This window comes from Cupriavidus sp. FW305-F7 (assembly GCF_058782875.1).
Genome location: NZ_JBYSYC010000024.1, coordinates 20,755 through 40,078, shown reverse-complemented (window position 1 = coordinate 40,078; position 19,324 = coordinate 20,755). Strand labels below are relative to the sequence as shown.

The following is a 19,324-nucleotide window of genomic DNA, read 5'->3' as shown; positions in this document are numbered from 1 at the left end:
CTTGCCGCCCTTCCATTTGGTCCACACGAGGTCGTCGGCCTGGATGGCTTCGTGCTTGGTCGCAGTGAAGGGATGCACATACGACTTCATGACGCCTTGGACCGGCTTGCGCAAGTTCTCGAGCGCCTCTTTCACCTTAGCGCCGTCCGTCGAGCCAGCCTGCTCAATGGCTGCAGCAAGCAAAAGGACCGCGTCATAGCCATGTGCTGCAAAGGGAAAAGCGCTCGGCGCCTTCATGTCCGCGGCAATCCTGTCAAAGAGTGCTTGTTGCCTGGGGTTGCGATTGTCAGTAAGGGTCCGCATGAATATCGGCTTTTCTGCATGGACCGGGCCGGCGGCATCAAGGAAGGATTGATTGTCTGCAGCCCACGAAGACAGCAGGAGCGGGTAATACCCAATCTTCTCCATGCTGCGGACGAGCTGGGCGATTGGCGTCGATTGGGCCCACACCACGATGGTGTCGACATTGGCCGCCCTGAGTTTGTTCAGCTGCGAGGTCATGTCGGTGTCGCTGACACCGAAACGCTCGACGGCAACCGGCTGCACACCTTGGGAAGCTCCCAGCTCCTGAAGGTCCTTGAGTCCCCCTTGGCCATACCCGGTGGTCTCAGCCATAAACCCCACACGCTTCGAAGTGGGATTCTTGCGTAGATAGGCCAGCAGGCCTTTGATTTGCTCTTTGTCGACCATGGAGACACGGAACATATAGTTCTCGGCCCCGGAAGGACTTGTGATGGTGGTACCCGACGCAATCGTGGTAACAACCGGAATCTTCCGTTGATTAGGAATGTGTTTCCACGCAAGCGCGTTGCCCGAGTTCGTCGGCCCAAGAATGGCGACAACGCGCTCGCTGTCGATAAGTTCGCTCATGTTTTGGATAGAGCGCGGCGGTTGCGACGTGTCGTCGCGCACAACGAGCTCTAGGGGACGTCCCAGAACGCCTCCGGCTGCGTTGATATCCTTGATCGCAGCGCGCATCCCCAGCACGCTTGCCTGCCCGCTTTGCGCGGAAGGGGAAGCCGATAGATCCCCATTGAAGCCCAGTCGGATATTCTGCGCATTTGCGGGGGCATAGGTCGTGCAAAGGACGGCCGCAAGTGCAAACGCGCAGCTTATGAGGCGACGGATAGACATATTGTCTCCATTGATGTGAGTGAGGCGGCGGCATAAATCCCAGCCGCCTCTTTGGCGCTCTCAGGCGCCTCGTCAACTTTTCACACTGACAGAACTAGATGGCGAGGAAGCCTCCATCGACCGGAAGCGTCACGCCGGTGACATAGGACGACATCGCAGACGCTAGGAAAACCACCGGGCCTAGGAGCTCTTGCGGCTGTCCGACACGCCCCATGGGGATACGTGCCATGAAGCGCTGCAGTCGTTCAGGCTCTCTGCGGGTGAACTCACTCATCGCTGTTTCGATAACACCCGGCGCGATGGCATTCACGCGCACGCCGTCAAGTGCCAGCTCCGCGGCAAGCGATTGCGTGAAGAGCTTGATGGCACCTTTGGTTGGCGCATAGGCCAATGGCCCGGCCTGGCCAGCGAAAGACGCAATGGAAGCAACATTGATGATGCTGCCGCGCGTTTCCCGAATGGACGGCAAGAACGCGTAGGTAACATTGAACGTACCCTGCACGTTCACATCGAAGGTCTTCTTCCAGTTCGCTTCCGCTCGCTCGCTATCGATTCCCTCGCGAATCAGTATCCCGGCGTTGTTCACCAGAATGTCGACTCCGCCGACCTCCTGAGAAACTGCCAGTGCTACGGCCTTGCATGCTTGTGCGTCGGTCACGTCCAATGCATATGCCCATACTTCAGCGCCTTCCGCCGCGACCAGCGCCACAGTCTCGGAAAGCGTTTGAGGATTCATGTCCGTCGCGACGATTCGCGCACCGCAGCTCGCGAGGCCGATGGCCAGTGCACGCCCGTTGCCCTGGCCCGCGCCAGTGATTACCGCGGTCTTTCCATGGAGCGATACCTGGGCGGCAACCGAGTTGAATTTTGTCATCAAGGTCTCCTTCGTTCTTATGCAGCCCGTGGCTGTGCCAAGGTGCTCTTGTTGGCGTTCGAGCGTTGGCCGTTACCGGCTGCCGCAAGATGCTGACCTGCGACGTAGCCGAAAGTAAGGGCCGGCCCGAGAGTGATACCGGCACCCGGATAGTTACCGCCCATGATGCTGGAGATGTCGTTGCCCACTGCATATAGACCAAGGATGGTCTTGCGGTCACGGGTTAGAACCTGCGAATTCTCGTTTGTCACCAACCCTGCGAAGGTACCGATGTCGCCGACAACCAGCTTGATGGCATAGTAGGGCCCGCTCTCGATGGGGGCTACGCACGGATTGGGCTTATGCAGGGCATCGCCCTGATACCGGTTGTACGCCTTGCTTCCCTTGCCGAATTCAGGGTCTTCGCCACGGACAGCATGGACATTGAACTTCGACACAGTGTCCTGCAGTGCCTGGGCGGGCACGCCAATAACAGAGGCCAGTTCAGCAAGCGTCTTGCCACGCTTGAGATAGCCATTGCGGATGTATTTTCCGATGGGCATCGGCGACGGTGGCACACAGCCCAGTCCATAGGTGCGCAACGTCTGGTGGTTACAAATCAGCCAGGAGGACACTTCCTTTTCGCCCTTCGAGGCCTTCACCATGTCCTGGATGAAGTCGTGGTACGAATTGCCCTCGTTAGTGAAGCGCCGCCCTCGTTGACTCACAGCAATCACACCAGGCTTCGCACGGTCGATGAAGTGCGGCATGACGCCCTTGGAACCGTCTGAACGCGTGGTAACGGACGCGGGCACCCATGCAGCAGCATGGGGGATGGAGCCATCCACCCAACCGCCAACGGATTCTCCGAGCCGCAGTCCGTCGCCGGTGTTGGCTTGCGGCGACGGGCTGAAGTGCTCCCGCCCTGTCGGCGCATGCGGAAACAGTGCTTTGCGGCGTTCGATGTCATGCGGGAAGCCACCGCAAGCGAGGACGACTCCTTGACGGGCAATGATTTCGACCCGCTGACCCTCACGTTCCACAACCGCTCCAGTGATGCGGTCTCCCGTGGCAACCAGCTTACGAGCCGTCGTCGAAAGCCAAACTGGAATGCCGAGGTCTGCCGCAGCCTTGTGCAGCCGGCCAGCCAGCGCATTCCCGTTGGTCAGCGTCATGCCGCGACCGTACCGGGCTACGTCGAGAAAGTGACGGGACAAACGTTTCGTAACGTAGACAAAGGACTCCAGCGAACGGAACACGCGCATGAAGTGCCAAATCTCCTTGCCCGAGCCAAGCATCATTCCGAACACGGTGAGTTCGGGGAGCGGAGGCGCAAGGTTCTTGATGAGCGGGCCGAGCTCCCGTCCATCAAATGGGCGCGCCACCATCGAACGCCCTCCTTGTACGCCTCCGGGTGCTTCTGCATGGTAGTCCGGGAAGACCGGCGGCATGTCGAACTTGACCGCGGTCTTTGACGTAAAGAAGTCAACCGCTTTGGGACCGTTCTCTACGAAAGCGCTGACGCGCGCCTCGTCATAGTGCGTCGTCGCTTCGTGCTTCAGATAGGTCTTCGCCGCATCGGGGGCCTCATGGATGCCCTGCTGTTTCGCCAGCGACGTACCAGGAATCCACAGCCACCCGCCTGACCGTGCGGTCGTGCCCCCGAACTTGGGCTCCTTTTCGATTACCAGAACCTTCAAGCCCTCATACGCGGCAGTGACGGCCGTGGCCATCCCCGAAGCGCCCGAGCCGATGACCAATACGTCACATTCGAAAATCTCTTTGTCCACCTCTTGCTCCTCATTCATGTCGGCTGACCGCGTAAGGACGGGCTGGCCGGGACCGTGAGCACAGTCTAGGCAGACTTTCGATATTCGTCAATGCATCTGCTATTATCAGATGACACGAGGTAATCAGATATGCTCGATATAGGAGAAAACCCCTAGTGCTACAATCGCCCCCACAACCCACTCTGAAATTTGCGCCAACCGTGGAAGCGAAGACCCGTCGAGGCATCCAGTCGATTGAAATCGGAAGCAAGCTCCTTATGGCCCTCGCTGCACACGGCAAGCCCATGGCTCTCGGGGAGCTTGCGAAGGCCGGGGGGATTACTGCCGGAAAGGCGCACCCCTATCTGGTGAGCTTCCTGAACGTCGGCTTCGTGACGCAGGAAGCCGCCTCCGGCCGCTATGAACTGGGGCCCCTTGCCTTGCAGGTGGGACTGGCGAAGCTACAACAGCTCGACCCGGTCAAAGAAGCGGCTCCGCACGTGTCCGACCTGGCCATCCAGACGGAGCAGAGCGTTGCCGTAGTGGTATGGGGAAATGCAGGCCCGGTCGTAGTGCGCCTGGTCGAACCCACGCACCCGATGCACGTCAACCTCCGAACCGGTACGGTGATGTCGCTCTCGAACACAGCCACCGGGCGACTTTTCGCGGCCTTCCTCCCGCCCAAAGTGGTCGAGAACTTCCTTGCCACCGACATGTCGCGGCTTGGACTCCATGCTGACCCCAAGCAACACGACCACCAAAAGCTGGAGGCGGAACTCGCAGAGATTCGGCGCCGCGGCATGGCCCGTACATTGGGCGAGCCAATTCCCGGCATCAATGCCTTCAGCGCGCCGGTGTTCGACTTTGAAGGCAACATCGTGCTTGCCATCACCGTCATGGGGCCACTCGGTACATTCGAAGAAGCGTGGGACGGCAAGATTGCGCAAGCCTTGCGCAAGTGCTGCGAAGAAATTTCGACACAGCTCGGCTACGGCAAGCAACGAATCGCAGTCTGAGAGACTGAGCCCTGAAAGTTTGCGGTTCTCATCCCCCCAATTGCCTCATTGGCGAGCTCAGCTTGCGCTATAACGATTAAAGCTGGACCGGGTTGTTCCGCGCGTGCCGCACGCACCGCCATTGGCCGCGCCCCTCGCTCAGCGTAGAGGACACACCGGGGTAGAATTTCCTTCCACACAATTGGTCCGGCGGCCTACTTTAATAGCCATTGTTTCTCCTCTACAGTCGCTCACGCTAGAGCACCGTGTTACCCATGGAGAAAAAACAATGAAGCCATCAAAATTGGTATTTGGCATCGCCGCCTTTGCTGCCATCGTTGCCACGGCACCCACCATTGCAGCGGACGCGCCGCAATCGTCGGCCGAAGCCAAGGGCTCAATTACCGCCCCACCCCTTAAGTATCTGTACACGTCCGTGTCCGACGTCTCGCAAGCGCGCGGGGACGCGTCCGCTACAGTAACCCGAGCACAAGTAAAAGCTGAACTTGCGAACGCCTGGAAAGAAGGAGCGCTTCCGTGGAAACCATTCGAGTATCCACATAAGCCCGCTTCGTCCTACCAACGATAGGGTGTCCAGAACTCAGTGCGTGGCTGCCGTGCATCTGCGATGCAGCCACGCGGCCAAGCAATTCGAACCTCTAGTCGAGACTTCCTTGCTCAGCCTGTTGGACAAGCTCATCAACGACAGCTCTAACCTTGGGCAACAGATGTCGATTTCTCGGCCAAATGGCGTGAATCGGCATTTCCCCTCCCGAATGCCCGGCTAATACCTCGACCAATTCACCCCGTTCCAGGTGACCTCTCGCCAGCCACATCGGCAGTTGTGACAATCCGCAACCGGCCAGCGTTGCTGCGAGCATGGCGTCCCCGTCACCGAACTCATGCGTGGCCGGTGGCGCATATCGATGCGCGATGCCATCTTGCAAAAGAATCCACGTCTTTACCTGGTCGCGGCGGAACCCAACAATACAGTGATGGTTTGCAAGGTCATTGATGGTCGCAGGGGTTCCGCGCTGCGCAAGATATTCCGGTGCGGCACAAACAGTCAGCCGTTGGGTGGTTAAGGGTCTCGCAACGAGCCCACTGCTGTCGGCAAGTTCCCCGATTCTGACAAGCAAGTCGATACCTTCTTCGACAGCGTCAACGAATCGGTCATTGAATGTCAGAGTCAGCTCCAGACCAGCGTATCGCTTGGCCATGTTCAAAAAAATAGGGAGCAGTATCCGGCGGCCATACGCAGCCGGCATGTCAACCCGAATGCGACCTTTGGGAGACGTCTGCTGGGACTTAAGCGCCGCCTCTGCCTCGCCGATTTCGTTCATCGCCCGTTCGCAGCGAGCAAAGTAAGCCTCGCCGTCAATCGTCAGACTCAATCGTCTCGTCGTCCGGTGAAAGAGTTTGACGCCGAGACGCTCCTCAAGGCGCAAGACACTTTTTCCGACAGCCGATTTCGTGATGCCGAGCCGCTCCGCTGCCGCCGTAAAAGTCCCGGCGCGGGCAACTTCCACGAAAGTCATGATGCCGTTCAACTGGTCTAAGTGAGGCACGAAAGTATCCTTTTTGTCCACAAAGAAGCGAATCCAGACTGGTTCAATGCATTGCAAGTACGCTCTATAGTTGCGAAGGCTCTACGACATTGCACAAATTGACGCTACCCATGGATTCACTCGCGAAGCTTCATCTCTCGGCGCTCGACTTGGCTCCCATCACGGAGGGCGGGTCAATCGCGCAAACGCTGCGCCACTCCGTTGAGCTGGCCCAACACGTTGAGGCCCTCGGCTTCAAGCGTTACTGGGTAGCGGAGCATCACAACATTATTGACATAGCAAGCGCTGCAACAGCAGTCATCATTGGCCATGTCGCAGCAAACACTAAGTCGATTCGCGTGGGCTCTGGCGGCATCATGCTTCCGAATCACCCCCCACTTATCGTGGCGGAACAGTTCGGTACGCTCGAGACGCTCTACCCGGGCCGCATTGACTTGGGCTTGGGTCGAGCTCCCGGAACCGACCCAGAGACCACGCGTGCGTTGCGCCGTAACGCTGTCTCTGGCGAGAGCGAGTTCCCTGAGCAAGTGACAGAACTGCAATCATTGTTTCTACCAGCCAGCCAGCATCAGTCGCTGCGCGCCATACCTGGGGCTGGCATCAATGTTCCTCTCTGGCTACTTGGCTCTGGCACGTTCACTGCGCAGCTGGCCGGTTACATGGGTCTGCCCTTTGTCTATGCCGCGCACTTCTCTCCGCGTGCCCTCGACCAAGCGCTGGCCTTGTATCGTTCAATTTTCCGGCCATCGCCACAACTGAACGAGCCATATGTGGTCGTCTGCGTCAACATTGTGGCCGCAGACACAAACGCCGACGCTGCATTCCTGGCGACCACAGAACACCAGAAATTCCTTGGTCTCGTGCGAGGGACTCGCTTCCATCTTCCGCCCCCCGTCGTCACTATGGACGATATGTGGAGCACCTTCGAGCGCACGCAAGTGATGAGCATGCTCAGCGAGTCCATTGCTGGAGACGTCGATGAAGTCCGCACACGCCTTGCATCCTTGGTGGAGAGAACAAGCGCCGACGAAATCATGGTCAACTCCTGGATACACGACCATGCCGCTCGGCTTCGGTCCTACGAACTTATTGCGAAGGCAAGAGGTTGATGCAGGGGCTCACCGTCGCGAATTCTACTTTGCAAAAATAGGCCGAAGCTATCCGAATGGATACCTTCGACCTCGAAGGGGTACGACGCCTCTACGCGCACCCATGGAGCCTTTTAGAACCAGTGCATCACCCCGGTATAGACACCTTGTTGGCTAGAGCCAGCCAACGGCTTGGTATTGGCGGATGATTCCACGGAGAATGCCGCGTTGCCGCCGTTGATGACCGTGCCGACAGTACCGTAAAGCATGGTTCTCTTCGACAGGTAGTAGTTCGCCCCCAGCGCCAGCAAAGTGCCGTTGCCTCCCGATTTGTTGACGTTGGCCCTGTACGCGCCGGCCAGAACCGTCAACGCGGGTGAAGCCTGGTAGTTCGCGCCGACCCAGAACATTTGATGCTTATCCGCTCCGGTAGGATTGTTGACATCGGCGACAGTCGCCCCTCCGGAGCGAATGAGGCTATATCCGCCGAATAGCTTCAGGTCTCGAATCTGATAGACGGCGCCGGCTGCATACTCGCGGGATGCCGTATAGAGATTGGTGAACTCTCCCCGCTCGTCCCGGATTTCTTCGTAGACACCCTTGAACAGAAACGGCCCATTTGCGTAGCTCACACTCGCGCTAAGCTGCCTGCCAGCGTTGAAGTTTCCGGCGCTTCCGTTCAGGCCGGCTTGCGCCCGGAATGAAAAGCCTCCCCAGATGGGCGAGTTATAGGTGATAGCATTTGTACGCGGCCCCCAGTTCCGGCCATATGCGAGTGTTCCCACACTTGTGGTCTGCATTCCCATGGGGTCCACGGCCCACAGTTCTCCGTCCGTGAGGGCCATTGCGCGACCAAGCCACAGCGTACCGTAGGTATTGTCGGAGAGGCCGACAACGGCGTAGCGGTTGAAAAGGCTGTCACCGAGCACCTGACCGTTTCCGGTCGTGAACATGCTCTCCAAGTTCATCACGGCTTTCAGACCGCCACCCAGGTCCTCCGTCGCCTTGAGACCCCACCAACTCACCCCCCACTGATTGCCGAAGCGAAACACGTCTCCGGTCTGGCCATTTCCAATGGCCACCTTGTTCACATAGTCCACCCCACCGGAGACACGTCCGTACAACGTGACACTACTTTGGCCAAAGACGGAGCCCGCGCTACCAACAAACAAGAGAGCAGCAATGACACCTTTGCTGCTGACAACGTGCTTCATCAACTTCATCCTCTCCTCCGACGTTATATTTGTGACCTTGATAGACCTTCAACTGCTGATGATTCTTCCGACAGCTTCCGCGCGTCCCTGTCGCGCGCCATTTCGTCAGGCAAAGCGCTGCCATACCGGGCCGATTGTCTCGGCCGGGTGCGGCAATTTCTCCAGTTGGTTATTGGTGCGGTTTCGTTCGCAAAGCTGCTTGCGGGCGAGAGCCACCGTAGCTCCCGTCATCTCCGGCCCTTAGGCGCGCCTCCTAAGCCCCGCAAGAATGGCGGGGAGATTTCGAATCGCCGTGGCAAGCAGAATTGCGGCCGCCTGGACCAGCAGCTGGATGGCTGCACTCGCGCCCAGCGCTAGAACGAGTTGGCCGAGTTGCGCCATAAACAGCGCTGCAACAGCGCTGGCAATGACGCTGCCACGCCCACCGGTAAATGGCGTGCCGCCGACGACTACAGCAGCAATGGCGGGCATGAGATAGTCGTGTCCGGCATTTTGCGAAGCACTACCGATAAAGCCCGCCAGCAGAAGGCCGGCAACTGCAAAGCACACGGCAGAGACCACATACGCACCAACCTGGTAGAAGGTCACGGGGACGCCGGCCGCAGCGGCAGCTCGCGGACTGATGCCAACCGCCACAAACTTCCTGCCCACAATGGTCTTTCGCGTAACGACCCACACCGCCACAACAAACAGAACGGCAAGAACGATGCTGTACGGCAAGCCAACGAACTGCGAGTGTGAGAACGCTTGCAACGGTTCTGGCACCGAAATAGGTGAGTTTCCGGTGATGGAGCGTACCCCTCCGATGAACAAGGCGTTAGTCGCCAGCGTTGCCACTAGCGGAGTAATCGACAATCGCGATGTCAGGAAGCCGTTGAGAATGCCGCCAATCACCGCGACAGCCAAGGTCCCGAACACTGCTAGCAGCATGGAGCCAGTGCCAAAGCCCAAGGCCGCCACCAGCGCTCCGGAGAGCGTTACCATTCCTGCGGCTGACATGTCGAGCCCGCGCTGTTGAATGACTATGGTTTGACCAGTGGCAACGATAGCCAGAATCCCTGCGAAAGGCAGCATGGCGAGGAGCGAACTCTTTGTTACCGTCCCTGGCGCCAAGACTGCACTCACGGCAAACAAGACTGCTGTGCCAAACCAAATCCACGAGAATTCATCGAGCAAAAACCGCGGCTTAGCCAGTGGAACCGTGTGTTGGTCAACGCGGGTGGTGTTCAGTGTGTAGTCCATGATCATTCTCTTGTTCAGGCTGCCACCACTATCTGGCGGCTCTTCGAGTAGATGGCCACTGCCACCAGAATCATCGCGCCGAGGAGGTACGACTGCCACGCATCACTCAGATTCAGGAAGGTAGTCACCACGTTCACCTGAGTAATCAGCATCGCGCCGAGCAAGGCGCCGAGGAAGGAGCCTCGCCCGCCAAACAAACTCGCTCCGCCAATGACCGCGGCAGCAATGCTAGTTAGCGTGTAGTCGGCACCGGCAGCCGGGTCCCCCGAGCCCACTTGCGCCATCATCGGAATTGCAGCAATGGTGGCAAGGGCAGAGCATCCGACATAGGCTGCCAACAACGTCAGACGCGGCCGAACCCCTGCGACCCTGGCTGCCTCAGGACGCGAGCCGAAGCCACGGAATACGATTCCCCACCTGCACTTGAAGAGACCATACTCCAGCGCGACACCAAAGACCGTAGCGACAATCATGGCGAGCGGGAGGAAGCCGAGTGTTGCCGAGATTCGATCCATGACACCCTCAGCGATAAGTCCACCTGGAACCGGACGAAGGATGAGGGAAACTGCTTGCAGCATCATGAAAGTAGCGAGCGTCGCCACCATCGGATGAAGTCGCAAGGGGTCCACAAGGAACCAGTTGAATGCTCCCACGGCGATCGCCACAGCTAGCACGACGGCCCAACCCACCGCATATTGTTCTGGCGTCGCGCCATCGACCAGATAGAAGGACTGGATGACAACAACGAGCCCCATCAGCGGGCCCACCGACAGGTCAATGCCGCCGACGAGCATTAGCATCTGCTGGCCGAAAGCGACCAAAGCGAGTGTCGCCACAAGACCAAGAAGCCCCGTCATATTGCGTTCTGACAAATAGAACTCGTTTGCACTCGCGGCATACGCGCCAAGCAGACCAATCGCAAGACAAAGCATGACGATCGGTGCCCAGTCTCCCGCTGCCCACTTCCAGAACGGCGAGGCCTTCCCGTCGGCGCGACTGCGCACAGACGTGGATGTCAGCACTGCACTAGTGATGTTGTGCTCAGTGACCTCGTCTCCGCGCAGCTCTTTGACAACTTGTCCACGGGAGAAAATGAGCACGCGGTCACAGAGTCCCGCAACCTCTGTTGCATCCGAGGAAACGATAACCATGCCCGTGCCGCTGGCCGCCGTCGCCCTCAGGGTCTTGTAGATTTCCATCCGCGCGCCGATGTCAACGCCTTGAGTCGGCTCATCGACCAGCATGACAGCTGGCCGACTGGCGAGCACACTCGAGAGTACGAGTTTCTGTTGGTTGCCACCTGACAGAAGCCGAATCGGCGTTTCAAGCGAAGCCGTCTTCACAGCGAATTCTTGAACCGCCTCCGCAGCACGGGCCGTATCCCTGCGGCCTGACAGAAAGCCAGCTACGCTGCTGCGAGCCAGGCTGCGCAGGGAGAAGTTCTCCCGGACGCTCAGTTCGCCGAAGATGCCCTCCCGATGACGGTCGCCGGGAACGTATCGAATCCCTCCTTGGCTTGCCCCTTTTGCGCTTTGCACGCGCACTGCCTTGCCGTTGACGGTTACGGCACCACGTGACTTCGACAGTCCTGCCAGCGCGCGCATGAATTCGCGTTGACCGTTTCCATCAATGCCAGCAAGCCCAACAATCTCACCGCTTCTCAGCGCCATGGACACTTTCGCGAACCCTTTGCCTTCGAGCTGCGCGACTTCCAATACTGTCGAGCGGCTCGCATTGCCCGAGGCTTTCGGCGGAAATTCTCGGTCCAGGGTCCCACCGACGATTAGCTCCACAATGTCTTGCTCAGTGAGCTTGCTGGCGTCATAGGTTCCTTGACCCTGCCCATCTCGCAGCACGGTCAGGCGCTCAGCAATAAACTGAACCTCACGGATTCGATGCGAGATGTAGATGACCGCACACTGGCGCGCTACCAGGGTCCGGATTTTCGCGAAGAGTCTCTCGACATCTTCGGCACCGAGGTGCTCAGTAGGTTCGTCCAGGACAAGCACCTTGGGTTGAGCAGCCAGCGCCTTGACAATCTCCACGATGAACCGCTGCTCCGGATTTAGGCTGGCCACACGGTCGGCCCCAGAAATCTTGATGTCCCGGTGCCATGTCCTCATCAGGTCTCTCGCCCAATCGTTGAGCGATGCCTTTTTGGGGCGCAGCTTTTCCGGAACACCGAGATACAGATTCTCCGCCACCGTCAGGTCAGGCATGAGTGCCGGTTCCTGCCGGACAATGGCCAGCCCGAGCTCGCGTGCCAACTCAGGGTTGCCACGCATTTCTTTACCATCAATGCGCACGCGGCCTTCTTCCGGCACAAGCGCGCCGGAGGCCACGGCCATCAATGTCGACTTGCCCGCGCCATTCTCGCCTACCAGGCCGTGCACTTCGCCTGCATTGACCGAGAAAGTAACGTTGTCGAGGGCCTTCACACCAGGAAAAACTTTCGTGATTCCCTGGACCTCAAGGAGCAGCTTCGTTTCGCGCTTCATCTTGTAACCTGCCGGTGTAGTTTGAGTTTCGCCAAAGGCGTCATGGTTGGAGACACGGACCCATTCCGCCTCGGCGAAGCAGACAGGCACCGATGTTCGGGTTGCGTCCCGGAGCCATGCACCGATGGCGTAGACAGCGAATGCCCTTGGAGTGGGCTTTAAAGTGCGCCCTCGACGGACAACTCGCGCTGCTCTTGATAGGTGGGATAGTCGGCATAGCCCTTCTCACCACCCGTGTAGAGCGTCGGCAGGTCTACCGAGCTCAGTGGCCACCGGTTGCGGAAGCGCGCAACCAGGTCAGGATTGGCAACAAATGGTCGGCCGTAGCCCGCGAGGTCACATAGACCTTGCTCAATGAGCGCTTCTCCCGATTCCTGGGTCAAGCAACCGGTAAGAATCAGCGTGCCCGTGTATGCATCGCGGAACTTCCAGAGGAAGTCCTCACCGATGCCCTCGTTGATGAACGCCTTCTGGTCACTGAGATGGACGTACGCAAGACCTCGTTTGCTGAGCTCTTTGCCGAGCGTCAGCCAGGTGTTCTCCTCGTCATCGAAGGCAGGCATGTCGTATAGACGCCCGAAAGGTGAGAGCCGGATGCCTACTCGGGTACTGCCCAGTTCGTCTACCAACGCATCAACGGTTTCGAGCGTTAGCCGTAGCCGGTTCATGGTGCTGCCGCCGTACTGGTCAGTCCGTGTATTCAGCGCTCCATTTGCAAACTGCTCAAACAGATAGCCGTTCGCAGCGTGAACTTCGACGCCGTCGAAGCCCGCCTCGCGAGCCCTGATACCGGCGCTAACGAAGTCGGCCGTTATCCTCGGAATTTCGCTGGTATCGAGAGCACGCGGTTGACTTGCCTGGATCGGGCCGGGCTCGCCGTTTTCGCCATACGCATAGCAATTGCTGTTACGAGCTGCGACGTCGACGGACGAAACCGGTAGCGCACCGTTCATCTGCAAGCTGACATGCGACATGCGGCCGACATGCCAAAGCTGAATGAATATCTTCCCATCTTCCTCATGGACAGCGTCCGTGACCTTCTTCCAGCCAGCGACCTGCTCACTGGTGTAGATGCCGGGGGTATAGAGATAGCCAGTACCTTCAGCCGAGACTTGGGAACCTTCGCTGATAATCAGGCCGGCGCCAGCGCGCTGGCGATAGTACAGAGCGGTCTGCTCATCGGGCACCGTGGTCCTCGCGCGGCATCTCGTCATCGGCGCCATGACGACACGGCTCGCCAAGCGGATACCATTCATATCGTATTTTTCCAGCAGCTGACTCATAACGTCTCCCTCCCTACCTTCGATTGATGGCCGCCATATTCGCGGCTCAACACCTGCGACTTCCCTTTGCGGTACTCAGCGGCGCTTCTGGCGTGGTTGTCGGTGAATGCCCGTAGGGCCTGCTCACCAGCTTTCCTTGACGAAGGGGCTACGGACCCATCCTTCAGTCCAGGGCGATGCCTGCTGAACGACGCCGGTGATTTCCTCGAAGAGCCACTTTCCGTCGACCTTCACTAGCGTGTCCTTGTACTTGCCGGCGATAAACACTGCTTCGCCCTGCGGAGATTGCTCCGACGGTGCCATCGACACGAAGCAGACCAGATAGAACGTCGCAGTGGCACGCTGACCGTCAGCGTCTACTTCGACTGCGGGCGAGACAATGTTGTGCAATGCCCAGGTGATGCCTGACGAGAGGTTGCGGCAGTGCTGCTTGATTTCCCCGCGCCCCTTTGCTTTGCCGCCAACGCCTTTGATTTCCCACAGACCGTTCTCGATGAAGAGGGAGGCGACACCCTCGGGGTCGTACCCGTTGTCCAGATACTCGGCGTACTTGGCCTTCATATACTTGATGGCTTCAATGTCTTCCAGACGAGACACGCGCTGTTCCAGGCTGAGATTCGCGATTTCCATAGTGCAACTCCAGGTTAATAAGGTTCTCTAGGACACTGACGAACGGAGCTACCAACTCGATTCGCCTCGATTCCGAGCCGCAATTCGACGCCTTGATTCTTTGCGCACGAGCTGTTGGGGTAAGGACGCGAAACCAAGCGGACCACAGGTAGAAGACCTGGGTTTTGAGCATTGAATGGCGTCGGGAAAAGCGGGGCCCAGAATAGGCGCGACAACGGTGGGCACAGAGCTCATATGGCCCTGTGACCAGCGTCAAAGTTGTCTCCTTTCTATGTGGGCCCGAATTCTTGGGCTCTTTGCCACGAATATATGAAAGGAGGCGCCGACCTTCGCGACTGGATACGCCAGATTCACTGGACTGGATGCGCCATGTACCAACGCGCGCTCGTCACGCAGTACCGCTTAGCGACGCATTGGCGGCACGGCAAGGCGCGGGGCACCGGTCGCGAGCTGCAAACGCCACCGCGAAGATGGGCGCACGCATGTAAGCAGCTGCTTACATTTCACGACTTCTACGGGTTAGCTCGCATTCACGGTTCGATATTTTCGAACTAATTTGTTGATGTCTAAGCCGCCGATGAGCGACAGCCCCTCAAGAAGGTCAAGCTATGGTTGAACAGTTCGACACCTCTGCAGTAGTCCCCCGTGATCGCCTGAATCACTACCACGACGTAATCTGTCGTCTTTACTGCCATGTGGACTTGCCGGCATACGCAGACCAAGCGGACAGATTTCGGGCTCACGTCCTACAGAAGCCGATTGGCTTCATTGGAATCGGCGACATCGCTGCGCCGGGACTGCGGTATGTCCGGACGAATGATGACCTTCGCCAGACGCCTTCAGAGGACTTCCTTGCAAGCCTGCTCGTCGAAGGAAGCGCGACGCTTGAGCAAAGCGGCCGAAGCGCTGTGCAGAAGGTTGGTGACATCGTCCTGTACGACACGGCACGAGCCTTCAAGTACAACTTCTCGTCCGACTATCGAATCGTTCTGCTCAAGATTCCGCGCAAGCAAATGCTTTGCCGCCTTCCTGATGCGGAGCGGCTGACTGCAATTACCTTGGATGGCCAGTCGGCCATGGGAGCATTGGCCGGTTCTGTCATTCGAGGAACTTCACGCATATCCTCCGACTTGGAGCCCTGCGCGTCGTCTAAACTCGCGGCGTCGGTCGTCGACATATTCGCGGCTTCCGCCGAGACCGAATTCCACGACCTCAAGGGCATGCTGGAACGCCATGGAAGCATTTTGCACCGCGCCAAGGACTACATTGAGGCGAACCTGGGCGACTCGGAGCTTGATGTCGACGCCATCTGCAATGCTATAGGGGTATCGCGCCGAACTTTGAATCGAATCTTTGCCTCTGACGGCACGACGGCGATTCGATGGCTTTGGCAAAGGCGTCTTGAGGCAAGTCACATTGCGCTTACAGAGGGCCGCTCGCAACATATCGCTGATGTGGCAATCGCTTGTGGTTTCAGCGACTTCTCACACTTCAGCCGCGCCTTCAAGAAGGCATATGGGGTCGCTCCTAATACGCTGATAAGGCGTCTAAGTTAGAGCGGTTCTGATAGCGAGATGTAAGACAAACGCCATGTGCGACGGACAGCACATGGCGTTTGCTATTGCGGCTTTCTAAGGTCGGGCCGTCAGCCTAAGCGAACACTTCCGCTGTCAGTGGCGCCCGAGTCCAACTAGCCGAGGTAGACGCCCACGGACTTGAGCTCCGTGTAGGCTTCGATGCCCGAGAATCCCATCTCACGTCCCCAACCGGATTGCTTGTAACCACCAAATGGGAGGGCAGCGTCAGTCTGATTGTGATTGTTCACCCAGACTACGCCAGCACGAATGCGTGCGGCAAGCTTGTGAGCCAGACTGAGGTCTTTGGTCCAAACGCTTGCCGCTAGGCCGTACACGGTGTTGTTCGCCTCGCGGACCAGGGCGCCAAGATTGTCCGAGCTCATCTTCATGGCCGAGATGACAGGACCAAAAATCTCTTCCCGATACACCGTCATGCCGGGTTCGACGTTGGTCAGGACGGTCGGGCGTAGGAAGTAGCCTGGACCCGACGGCTGCCCACCACCCGAATAGACCTTGGCGCCCTCGTCGATGCCTGCCTGCAGAATTCCTTTCACGCGCGACAGTTGGCGCTCCGAAATCAGCGGTCCCAAGCGGGTAGCGGGGTCAAGCCCGTGCCCCAGCGTCAGCGACTCGGCATACTCCGCCACGCCAGCAACGACGCGGTCGTACACGTCTTCGTGAATGTACAGTCGCGAACCCGCGGTACACGCTTGGCCGCTATTGAGAAGAACTGCCTCCGCGACACCAGGGATGGTTCGCTCGAGGTCTGCGTCAGGAAAGACGAATACAGGGCTCTTGCCACCCAGTTCAAGCGTCACACGCTTGAGGTTGTCTGCAGCCGCTCGCACGATTGCCTTGCCAGTAGCCGTGCTACCGGTAAAGGCAACTTTATCCACATCGGGGTGCTCGACCAGTGCAGCGCCGGCCTTGCCGTCGCCCGTCACTACGTTCAAAACACCCGGCGGCAGGCCGGCTTCACGGCAGATTTCCGCGAGGCGCAGGGCCGTGAGCGGCGTGTCTTCAGCCGGCTTGAGAACGACCGTGCAGCCAGCGGCTAAGGCTGGTGCAAGCTTCCATGCGGCCATAAGCAGCGGTACATTCCACGGAATAATTTGGCCAACAACGCCGATGGGTTCGCGGACGGTATAAGCATGCCATTCACCTGGCATGTTGACCGGAACAGTACTGCCACCAATCTTGGTAGACCAACCCGAGTAGTAGCGGAAATGGTCGGCCGAGAGGCGAACATAGAAGTTCTTGGCGACATTGTAGGCGGAGCCTTCGTCAAGCACTTCGAGCTGAGCCAGCTCTTCGGCATTCTCGTCGATAAGGCTGCCGATTTTCCACAGAATCTTGGCGCGCTCATTGGTAGACATGCGACGCCATTCGCCATGCTCGAAAGCTTCGCGCGCCGCTTTGACCGCAGCGTCGATGTCAACAGCGCCACCATCCGCCATCGTCGAGATCTTGGCGCCGGTAGCCGGGTCAATGACGTCCCGGGTGGCGCCAGACGCGGGTTGGACCCATTCCCCGCCAATAAACAGTCGATGTTGCCTCGACAGGAATCGTTTCGTGGCTTCGGAGAGGCGTTCTTTGAAATCAATGAGTTCAACTGAGGATGTCATTCGGTCACCTTTAACAACGAGGGCTGGGGGCTGCTGAGCCAAACGTCTTGCCACGCCAAGCGCCCCCGTGGTTAGGCGGCCGAAGAAAGCGCCGCCACATCGGGCCTTAGCCGGCGTACTCGACCTGACGGTCGTACGTGGAACCGGCTGCGGCGTGACTGGAGCCTGCATCGGCAAGAATCATGTCAGCGGCCTTTTCAGCAATCATGATGGTCGGCGCGTTTGTGTTACCGCTCGTCAGGGTCGGCATAATCGATGCGTCAACGACGCGGAGGCCGCGGAGACCGTGCACACGCAGGCGTGCGTCGACGACCGCCTCTGCATCAGAGCCCATCTTGCAGGTGCCGACCGGGTGATAGACGCTTTCGCTTTTGTTGCGCAGATATTCGTCGATGTCGGCATCCGACTGCACCTCGCGCCCAGGGCCAAACTCCTCGCCACGATAGGGGTCGAACGCCTTCTGCCGAATGATGTCCCGCGCGATTCGCAGGCCGTCGCGCATAACGCGAACATCGTCGGCAACCGCAAAGAAGTTCGGGTCAATGGCGGGCAGCGCGAGCGGGTCTGCAGTGCGAGCCATCACCGTACCTCGGCTTTGAGGGCGAGAGAGATTGAAGTACGGCATCACGCCCTCTTCAAAGAAGATCTTCCGACCGTGGTCCTCGTACATGACCATGTTTAGGTGGAACTGAATGTCGGGTGCGACAACACTCGGGTCAGTCTTGACGAACGCCAGAGCTTCGACGCCATGGTATGCAGCGGGTCCCGACTTCGTCGCCGCGTACTTCGCGAGCGCACCCGCCGAGTTGAGGATGTTCAGGTGCTTCAGCAGCGACAAGGGCTGGGTGATTCGCTGCTTGAGGCCGCAGCCGAGATGGTCCTGGAGGTTTCGCCCGACGCCCGGCAGCTTGTGGGTCACCGATACGCCAATGGATTGCAGATGCTCGGGGTCGCCGACGCCGGAAATCTGCAGCAGGTGCGGTGAGTTGAACGCTCCACCGGACAAGATGACTTCCTTCGATGCATAAACCTTCTTCGTGTTCCGGCCAGAGACATACTCGACGCCCACGGCCCTGTCCCCATCGAACAGGATACGTGTCGCCACAGCATCAGTAATGACGTGCAGATTGTCGCGGCTGCGGATAGGCGTGATAAAGCAACGGGACACGCTAGAGCGGACACCGTCCGCAAGCGTGCTGTCACAAGGACCGAAGCCTTCCTGGTCGCCACCGTTCAAGTCATCGTTGTACTTGTAGCCCGCCTGGATACCAGCTTCGATGAAGGCAGTTGCAATCGGATTCTTAATGCCGAAGCGGCTAGTCTTCAGCGGGCCGCTGCCACCGTGGACGGCGTTTTCCCCGTCCGCCCAGCTTTCAGACTTCTTGAAGTACGGCAGACAGTCTTCATAGGCCCAGCCTTCGTTGCCAAGTTCGCGCCAGTGGTCGTAGTCAGTGCGGTCACCACGCGTGTAAATCATCCCGTTCACCGTCGTGCAGCCGCCAATGCTGCGTGCCCGGGGAATGAACATCTCACGATTGTTCATGTACCGCTGAGTGACGGTGTGGTAGCCCCAATCGAGCTGCCCGGTCTGCATCAAGCGAAAGTAGCCTGCAGGCATATGAATGAACGGGCTCTTGTCCCAACCGCCTGCCTCAAGCAACGTCACGTGAACGCTGGGGTCGGCGCTCAGACGATTGGCCAAAACACAACCTGCCGAGCCGGCACCGATGATGATGTAGTCAGTCATTTCTATCTCCGTTTCTTTCATCTCGCCACCTTGCGGGTGGACGATTCTTTTGCTCGAATCTTTTCTGCCCTGTCGTCCTAGGCCGGTGAGCGACCTGAGTG

Annotated in this window: 14 protein-coding genes and 1 pseudogene; 4 read left to right on the top strand and 11 right to left on the bottom strand. The window is 58.6% G+C overall.

The genetic code is table 11. The features are described 5' to 3' along the window. Positions 1–48 precede the first annotated feature (48 nt). The 3 genes and pseudogenes from AC3WL8_RS22055 to AC3WL8_RS22045 all read right to left on the bottom strand — a co-directional run. Positions 49–1,134, bottom strand: a pseudogene (locus AC3WL8_RS22055) (ABC transporter substrate-binding protein); the annotation flags it as partial. Positions 1,135–1,228: 94 nt separating this feature from the next. Then, a complete protein-coding gene (locus AC3WL8_RS22050; RefSeq protein WP_492378811.1) occupies positions 1,229–2,008 on the bottom strand; it encodes an SDR family NAD(P)-dependent oxidoreductase in 780 nt (259 codons plus the stop codon). A 17-nt stretch (positions 2,009–2,025) separates the two neighbouring features. Beyond that, positions 2,026–3,795 carry an FAD-dependent oxidoreductase gene (locus AC3WL8_RS22045; protein WP_492378810.1) on the bottom strand — a complete coding sequence of 590 codons (1,770 nt, stop codon included), beginning with the start codon at positions 3,793–3,795 and terminating at the stop codon, positions 2,026–2,028. Positions 3,796–4,034: 239 nt separating this feature from the next. On the opposite strand from AC3WL8_RS22045, the gene AC3WL8_RS22040 reads away from it, so the two are divergent. Beyond that, positions 4,035–4,772, top strand: a complete 738-nt coding sequence (locus tag AC3WL8_RS22040; protein WP_492378870.1) for an IclR family transcriptional regulator — start codon at positions 4,035–4,037, stop codon at positions 4,770–4,772. 268 nt (positions 4,773–5,040) lie between these two features. Then, positions 5,041–5,340 (top strand): DUF4148 domain-containing protein, encoded by a 300-nt coding sequence (locus tag AC3WL8_RS22035; RefSeq protein ID WP_492378809.1) that lies wholly within the window; start codon positions 5,041–5,043, stop codon positions 5,338–5,340. Positions 5,341–5,410: 70 nt separating this feature from the next. Here the strand turns inward: AC3WL8_RS22035 and AC3WL8_RS22030 are convergent, their stop codons facing one another. Then, on the bottom strand, positions 5,411–6,376 hold the full coding sequence (locus tag AC3WL8_RS22030; protein ID WP_492378808.1) for a LysR family transcriptional regulator: 966 nt from the start codon (positions 6,374–6,376) through the stop codon (positions 5,411–5,413). Between the two features lie 53 nt (positions 6,377–6,429). Between AC3WL8_RS22030 and AC3WL8_RS22025 the strand changes: the two genes are divergently transcribed. Beyond that, the gene (locus AC3WL8_RS22025; RefSeq protein WP_492378807.1) at positions 6,430–7,428 is read left to right on the top strand and encodes an LLM class flavin-dependent oxidoreductase; all 999 of its coding nucleotides are present in this window, start codon (positions 6,430–6,432) and stop codon (positions 7,426–7,428) included. A gap of 113 nt (positions 7,429–7,541) precedes the next feature. Here AC3WL8_RS22025 and AC3WL8_RS22020 read toward each other — a convergent pair whose 3' ends face one another. The 5 genes from AC3WL8_RS22020 to AC3WL8_RS22000 form a co-directional block, all read right to left on the bottom strand. Beyond that, positions 7,542–8,621 (bottom strand): porin, encoded by a 1,080-nt coding sequence (locus tag AC3WL8_RS22020; RefSeq protein ID WP_492378869.1) that lies wholly within the window; start codon positions 8,619–8,621, stop codon positions 7,542–7,544. Between the two features lie 240 nt (positions 8,622–8,861). Continuing rightward, complete coding sequence (locus tag AC3WL8_RS22015) at positions 8,862–9,863, bottom strand: ABC transporter permease (protein WP_492378806.1); 1,002 nt, start codon at positions 9,861–9,863, stop codon at positions 8,862–8,864. 14 nt (positions 9,864–9,877) lie between these two features. Next, positions 9,878–12,361, bottom strand: a complete 2,484-nt coding sequence (locus tag AC3WL8_RS22010; protein ID WP_492378805.1) for an ATP-binding cassette domain-containing protein — start codon at positions 12,359–12,361, stop codon at positions 9,878–9,880. Positions 12,362–12,519: 158 nt separating this feature from the next. Continuing rightward, complete coding sequence (locus AC3WL8_RS22005; protein ID WP_492378804.1) at positions 12,520–13,644, bottom strand: alkene reductase; 1,125 nt, start codon at positions 13,642–13,644, stop codon at positions 12,520–12,522. Positions 13,645–13,767: 123 nt separating this feature from the next. Then, positions 13,768–14,274, bottom strand: coding sequence for a nuclear transport factor 2 family protein (locus tag AC3WL8_RS22000; RefSeq protein ID WP_492378803.1), 507 nt, complete (start codon positions 14,272–14,274; stop codon positions 13,768–13,770). Between the two features lie 608 nt (positions 14,275–14,882). Between AC3WL8_RS22000 and AC3WL8_RS21995 the strand changes: the two genes are divergently transcribed. Beyond that, positions 14,883–15,830: a helix-turn-helix domain-containing protein gene (locus tag AC3WL8_RS21995; protein WP_492378802.1), complete on the top strand. Its 948-nt coding sequence runs from the start codon at positions 14,883–14,885 to the stop codon at positions 15,828–15,830. Positions 15,831–15,964: 134 nt separating this feature from the next. Here the strand turns inward: AC3WL8_RS21995 and AC3WL8_RS21990 are convergent, their stop codons facing one another. Further along, positions 15,965–17,476, bottom strand: coding sequence for an aldehyde dehydrogenase family protein (locus AC3WL8_RS21990; RefSeq protein ID WP_492378801.1), 1,512 nt, complete (start codon positions 17,474–17,476; stop codon positions 15,965–15,967). Positions 17,477–17,582: 106 nt separating this feature from the next. Next, positions 17,583–19,223 carry a GMC family oxidoreductase gene (locus AC3WL8_RS21985; RefSeq protein WP_492378800.1) on the bottom strand — a complete coding sequence of 547 codons (1,641 nt, stop codon included), beginning with the start codon at positions 19,221–19,223 and terminating at the stop codon, positions 17,583–17,585. Positions 19,224–19,324 lie beyond the last annotated feature (101 nt).